Here is a 5,925-nt window from a genome sequence, read left to right as displayed (position 1 = left end):
GTCCCGAACTCGTCGATATATCGATTCTTCAACGTGATTGAGACGATACTCAGTCTCAAGATCGCAGAGTGAGGTCTCAATATGCTGGAGTTCTTTTTCCGAGCGTCGTTTATGACGCCTCAATAAAGCCTTCCGCTGTTTGAAGTCGCCTTCACTCTGATATCGAGACCTAAGAAGATCGTGGAGATGCTGGGGGTCAGAGAGGGTTTTGCTGACCGTGTTAACGACGATCTCATCGGTGCGTCCGATATTTAGGGATCGTGCCATGCCGCATCCCCGACCACGTTGCCATTTATCGTCTTCTGACGGTTGCTCTTTAACCCATTCACGCTCCTTGGATGGGCAATAGTACAGGTGTTCGCCTTTCTGGGGCTTGTCCCGCCCGCCCATGGGGGTTCCGCAATGTTCACAGACCATGAGGTCCCGTAAAAGGTAGAACTTGGTGCTTCTATTAACTTGTCCTTTGCGTTGGAGAACCTGTTTTCGACGATCCTGTGCCGCATTCCATAAGTTGAGAGAAAGTAGAGGAGGGCATTGGCATGTTACCGTCTCATCGAGTTTTTTGTCACGGTACTCAAAACTGCCAAGATACAGGGGATTTTGTAATATTTTCTGGATGGAACCGAGCGACCAAGATGGCTTGCATCGGCGGGTTTTCACGCTGTTTGCGTCCAAAATATTTTTAATTTTTGCAGATGAATTTCCATCAACAAAAAGCTCATACATGCGGTGAACCCACATGCTTTCATCAGTGCTTTCTACTAATTGTCCTGCAAAAATTTCATAGCCAAACGGAGGCGGTCCACCTATCCATGAATGGGGAAACTTCCGTAACTTATTAATTTTTCCAAGCCGACTTTTTTCAGCACGCATCGCATTTTCATACTCGCCCATACTATCCAAAATTGTTTTGATGAATTTATCGTGGGCGTTGTTGAGGTCGTACTCGCCATCCTTCGTATAGAGCTTAACCCCATGACGCTGCAAAGCGATTTTGATTGTCTGCTGGGTGATGTCATTGCGAGAGAGGCGGTCGTTTGTATATGCCCATAGATGATGGGCATTGCCGTCTTCTATATCCAATAATAACCGCTTCATTACGGGTCTGTTTTCAAGGTTTTCAAACCGTGATGATTTTCCACCTTCGTTCCAGTGCTTATATTCAAAGCCAAGTTCCTTAGCCTTGGTGATACCAAGCTGAAGCTGAACTTCTAAAGAAGTTCCTTGTTCCTCCTGAGTGACAGTGGAAACTCGTGTATATATGTGAAGCGTCTCAGTCATGAATATTTTATACCACGATTGGCTTGGCTTCTACGAAGCCAAACGCAATTTTGAAGACACTCAACGTCAAAAGCAGTCGGAAATCAGCCAGTTTGATACAAAAATAGTGAATATCGAAAGTACGAATACGTGGTTGGATATGATCCCCAATATACGAATCGACCTCAATCCGTTTTACCAGTCTAACGAGAAATTAAAACGTGATTGTTTGACCAAATACGTCAAACGCATCGGTGTGCGTTATGACGAAGAATCACGGCAACATCATCTTAAAATTAGGGTTCGGGTACCAATTTGGTCTGCTGAAGGAATAGGCACGAATATGGTCCGAAATGGCAAAAACCAGCCCGAGATGCTGTTCACGATTACTCCACGGTTACCGACTTGGCCAGGTTGCGCGGCTGGTCGACGTCCGTGCCTTTGATGCAGGCGGTGTGGTAGGCCAGCAGCTGCACCGGAATGGCGTACAAGATGGGCGCGACGAACGGGTCGACCTGGGGCAACGCGATGGTGGCTGCCGCCAACTTGCCGAGTTTTTTGGCCCCCGGCTCATCTGATAAAAAGATCACCCGCCCGCCCCGGGCAATGACTTCCTGCATGTTGGAGGCGGTTTTTTCGAACAGCTCGTCGGTCGGTGCGATAACAATGACCGGCACGTTTTCATCGATCAACGCGATGGGGCCGTGCTTCATTTCACCCGCCGCATAGCCTTCAGCGTGAATGTAGCTGATTTCTTTCAGCTTCAACGCGCCTTCCATGGCGATGGGATAACAGGTCCCACGGCCCAGATACAACACGTCGCGGGCTTCCGCGATTTCGGCGGCAAGTTCTTTCAGACGTTCGTCGTGGTTGAGCACTTCTGCAGCGCGCGCAGGCACTTCGATCAAGGCTTCCATCAAGCGCGCTTCGCAGTCGTGTTCGATGGTGCCCTTGGCCCGGCCCATGGCGATGGCGAGACACGCCAGCACCACCAACTGGGTGGTGAACGCCTTGGTCGAAGCGACGCCCACTTCCGGTCCCGCATAGGTTAAAAGCGTACCGTCACTTTCCCGGCTGATGGTGCTTTCGGGCACGTTGACGATACTGAGAATATGCTGCCCCTTGGACTTGGCATAACGAAGCGCCGCCAAGGTGTCCGCCGTTTCGCCCGATTGGGACACGAACAACGCCGCTCCGCCGTCAACCAAAGGCGCTTCGCGATAACGAAATTCAGACGCCACGTCCACTTCGACCGGAATGCGTGCCAGCTTTTCGATCCAATAACGCGCCGTTTGACAGGCATAATAGGACGTTCCGCACGCCACAATCGTTAGCCGCGTCACGCTGCCCAAATCAAACGGCAAGTCCGGCATGGTGATGGTGCGGTCTTGGGGATTGATAAAACCAGAAAGGGTGTCGCCGATGACTTGAGGTTGCTCGTAAATTTCTTTGAGCATGAAGTGACGATAGCCGCCCTTGCCCACCGAGGCATTGCTCAAGTCACTAACCCGCACCGGGCGCTCGACGGTATTGCCATCTGCGTCGAAGACCTCTGCCCCCGAACGGCTCAACACCGCCCAGTCGCCGTCTTCGATGTACATCACGCGGTTGGTCAGGTGGCTCAGCGCAATGGCGTCGGAGCCCAAATACATTTCCCCGTCGCCAAATCCGATGGCCAGCGGGCTGCCGCGCCGGGCGCCGATCATCAAATCGTGCTCGCCAGCAAAAATAATCGCCAACGCAAAAGCACCATCCAAGCGGTTCAGCGCTTGGGCGGTGGCGTCTTTGGGCGACAGGCCTTCGTCTAAATATGCCGTGATCAGGTGCACCACCGCTTCGGTATCGGTGTCGGACGCAAACACGTGGCCCTTGGCGGTGAGTTCTTCTTTAAGCTCCTGGAAATTTTCAATGATGCCGTTGTGCACCATGGCGACCTTGGCCGTCATGTGGGGATGGGCGTTGGCCTCGTTGGGAATGCCATGGGTGGCCCAGCGGGTGTGGCCGATGCCAACATCGCCTTCCAACGGGTTCGCTTGCAAAACGGCTTCCAAGTTTTTCAGCTTACCTTCTGCACGACGACGCTCAATCGCACCATTGACCAGCGTTGCGATCCCAGCGGAATCGTAGCCCCGATATTCCAAACGCCGCAGCCCTTCAACAATTTTAGGCGTGGAGGTGTTTTTGCCGATGATACCGATGATGCCGCACATATGCCGGGCTCAGCCTTTCGTCTTCTGGTCTTTTTCAGACTGCTTGCGTTCGCGAAACCGTTCTGCCGCGCCGCGCACGCTTTTTTGATCGGCGCGCGTGGTCACAATATCATTTTCGCCGACATCGCGGGTGATGGTTGAACCCGCCCCGACAATCGCGCCACTGCCGACCGTGACAGGCGCCACCAAGGCGGTGTTTGATCCGATAAACGCCCCCGCACCGATGATCGTCTTGGACTTCATATAGCCATCGTAATTGCACGTGATGGTGCCAGCCCCAATGTTGGCACCGGCCCCGATGTGCGCATCGCCGATGTAGGTCAAGTGGTTAACCTTACCGCCTGCATCGACCTGAGCATTTTTAATTTCGACAAAATTGCCAACCCGAACCCCTTCGGCCAAATTGGTGCCGGGACGCAACCGCGCAAACGGGCCGATGATGGCCTTATCTTCAACACATGCGCCTTCCAAATGGCAAAAGGCCTTGATGTGCACATTGTTTCCGACCGAAACGCCGGGACCGAAAAAGACATTGGGCTCGATCACCACGTCTTTGCCCATCTTGGTGTCGAATGAGAAATAGACCGTAGACGGATCGACCAAGGTGGCCCCGCCCTTCATGGCCTTTTCCCGCAAGCGGTCTTGAGCGATGGTTTCGACCAGTGCCAGTTCGATACGGGAATTCACCCCGATCAGCTCTTCTTCATCGCCTTCGACAACGGCACAATTGAACCCGTCTTCGCGCGCCAAGCCAACGCAGTCGGTCAAATAATATTCACCCTTGGCGTTGTCGCTGCTGAGGCGGGTCAACAAGGACGGTAAAAACGCGCCGTCAAAACACATCACGCCGGAATTGCACAAGCCAATGTCGAGCTCATCGGGCGAGGCGTCATTGGCTTCGACAATCGCCAGCAAGTCGCCGTCTTCCTCATCCACCACCAAACGGCCATAAGCGCCCGGATCATCCGGCAGAAAGCCCAACACGACCACGGTGGGGGCAAAACGCTTTTCCACAGGTTGGCGGGCTTCGAGCATGGCGTTAAGGGTTTGTTCCTTGATCAATGGCGTGTCGCCATACACCACCAAGACGTTGCCGGTGAACGTGGTGCCGTCTTTATTCAAGACGTCCATACCCGCCTTCACAGCGTCGCCGGTGCCCAGACGCTCATATTGGACGGCGGTGGCGTGGGGGGCCACGGCGGCTTCCAGTTCAGGCATGTCGGGGCCAACCACCACAACAATCTTCTCCAGATCCAATTTGGCCAAGGTACTCAGCAGGTGTTTGACCATGGGACGGCCCGCCACCGAGTGCATAACCTTGGGCAAGGTGGACCTCATTCGGGTGCCGAGACCGGCGGCGAGAACGATGGCGGCTGTTTTCTGCTTGGACATTTGGACGGGCTCACCTACATATCGGGGGCATTAAGATACAAAACAAAGAATCGGCACAAATTTCAACGGGTGTGGCGCAAAGTGCCACAAACGAGCCCTTCCCGCCAAGTCAAAGATTACTACGGATTATTTCACGATGAATGAACAAAACAAAAGAACCATCCACGCCCTGATTTTTGATCTGGACGGGACCCTCATCGACAGCGCCCCAGATTTGCAAGCCGCAGGCAACCGCATGCTGGCCCCCCTGGGCCGGCGCGAAGTCAGCGTGCAAGAAGTCCAAATGATGATTGGCGATGGCGTGCCCAAGCTGGTCGAGCGCTGTTTTGCAGCCACCGGGGACATCCCCCCGGAGGCCGAGTTCCAAAGCCATGTCGCCGCGTTCATCAAAGACTACGAACCCCGCTCGGCGGAACTGACGGTGGCGTTTGACGGTGCCCATGAGGCTTTACAGAGCCTCAAAGCCCAAGGCCTCAAGCTGTCCATTTGCACCAACAAGCCCTACGGCGCGACGATGTCGATCCTCTCAAAGCTGAATTTGGCTGGGTATTTCGACGTTGTGATCGGCGGCGACACCTTGCCCGGCATCAAAAAACCCGATCCCCGCCACCTTTTAGCGGCGCTCGAGCACTTAGATGTCTTCCCCGCCCACGCCGCCATGATCGGCGACAACGCCAACGATGTGAACGCCGCCCACGCTGCGGGCTTGCCGGTGGTGCTGCTGTCTCACGGCTATACCAAAACCCCCGCCCGCGAACTGGGCGGCGAAGCGGTGATCGACCACTTCAGGGACCTTGAAACCGCCTTGGCAGCGCTGAAATAAGCCCTCAACGCCTCCCTGCCCACAAACCCATCTTGACAGGGCATAGCCAGCACCGTATTACCAGCCCTGCCTAAAACAATCGGGCGCGTAGCTCAGCGGGAGAGCACTGCCTTCACACGGCAGGGGTCACAGGTTCAATCCCTGTCGCGCCCACCATGGAAAGTCAGAGGGAAACCTCTGGCTTTTCTTATGCTTAGACCCTGTTTGCACCATGATTCTAGGGATGAAAATTGCCTATGG

The 5,925-nt window shown here is 54.3% G+C and carries 5 protein-coding genes and 1 tRNA gene; 3 read left to right on the top strand and 3 right to left on the bottom strand.

Annotated elements, in window-relative coordinates:
- Positions 1-1,281 (bottom strand): recombinase family protein (locus BEN30_RS17115; protein WP_084005683.1); only part of this gene is annotated, 1,281 nt, incomplete at its 3' end.
- On the opposite strand from BEN30_RS17115, the gene BEN30_RS18480 reads away from it, so the two are divergent.
- Positions 1,280-1,705, top strand: a complete 426-nt coding sequence (locus BEN30_RS18480) for a hypothetical protein (protein ID WP_139135111.1) — start codon at positions 1,280-1,282, stop codon at positions 1,703-1,705. The two genes, BEN30_RS17115 and BEN30_RS18480, sit on opposite strands and share 2 nt — an antisense overlap.
- Here the strand turns inward: BEN30_RS18480 and glmS are convergent.
- Positions 1,647-3,470 (bottom strand): glutamine--fructose-6-phosphate transaminase (isomerizing), encoded by a 1,824-nt coding sequence (glmS, locus tag BEN30_RS17110; protein ID WP_069959519.1) that lies wholly within the window; start codon positions 3,468-3,470, stop codon positions 1,647-1,649. The genes BEN30_RS18480 and glmS overlap by 59 nt on opposite strands.
- Positions 3,471-3,479: 9 nt before the next feature.
- Positions 3,480-4,862: a bifunctional UDP-N-acetylglucosamine diphosphorylase/glucosamine-1-phosphate N-acetyltransferase GlmU gene (gene glmU, locus BEN30_RS17105; protein WP_069959518.1), complete on the bottom strand. Its 1,383-nt coding sequence runs from the start codon at positions 4,860-4,862 to the stop codon at positions 3,480-3,482.
- Between the two features lie 136 nt (positions 4,863-4,998).
- On the opposite strand from glmU, the gene gph reads away from it, so the two are divergent.
- Both gph and BEN30_RS17095 read left to right on the top strand, forming a co-directional pair.
- Positions 4,999-5,685, top strand: coding sequence for a phosphoglycolate phosphatase (gene gph, locus BEN30_RS17100; protein WP_069959517.1), 687 nt, complete (start codon positions 4,999-5,001; stop codon positions 5,683-5,685).
- Positions 5,686-5,766: 81 nt separating this feature from the next.
- Positions 5,767-5,841 (top strand) — tRNA-Val (locus tag BEN30_RS17095).
- The last annotated feature ends 84 nt before the right edge of the window (positions 5,842-5,925 follow it).

The organism is Magnetovibrio blakemorei (assembly GCF_001746755.1).
Taxonomy (GTDB): Bacteria; Pseudomonadota; Alphaproteobacteria; order Rhodospirillales; family Magnetovibrionaceae; genus Magnetovibrio; species Magnetovibrio blakemorei.
Note: the sequence above shows the minus strand (reverse complement) of the source record. Positions and strands in the feature narration are given on the sequence as shown.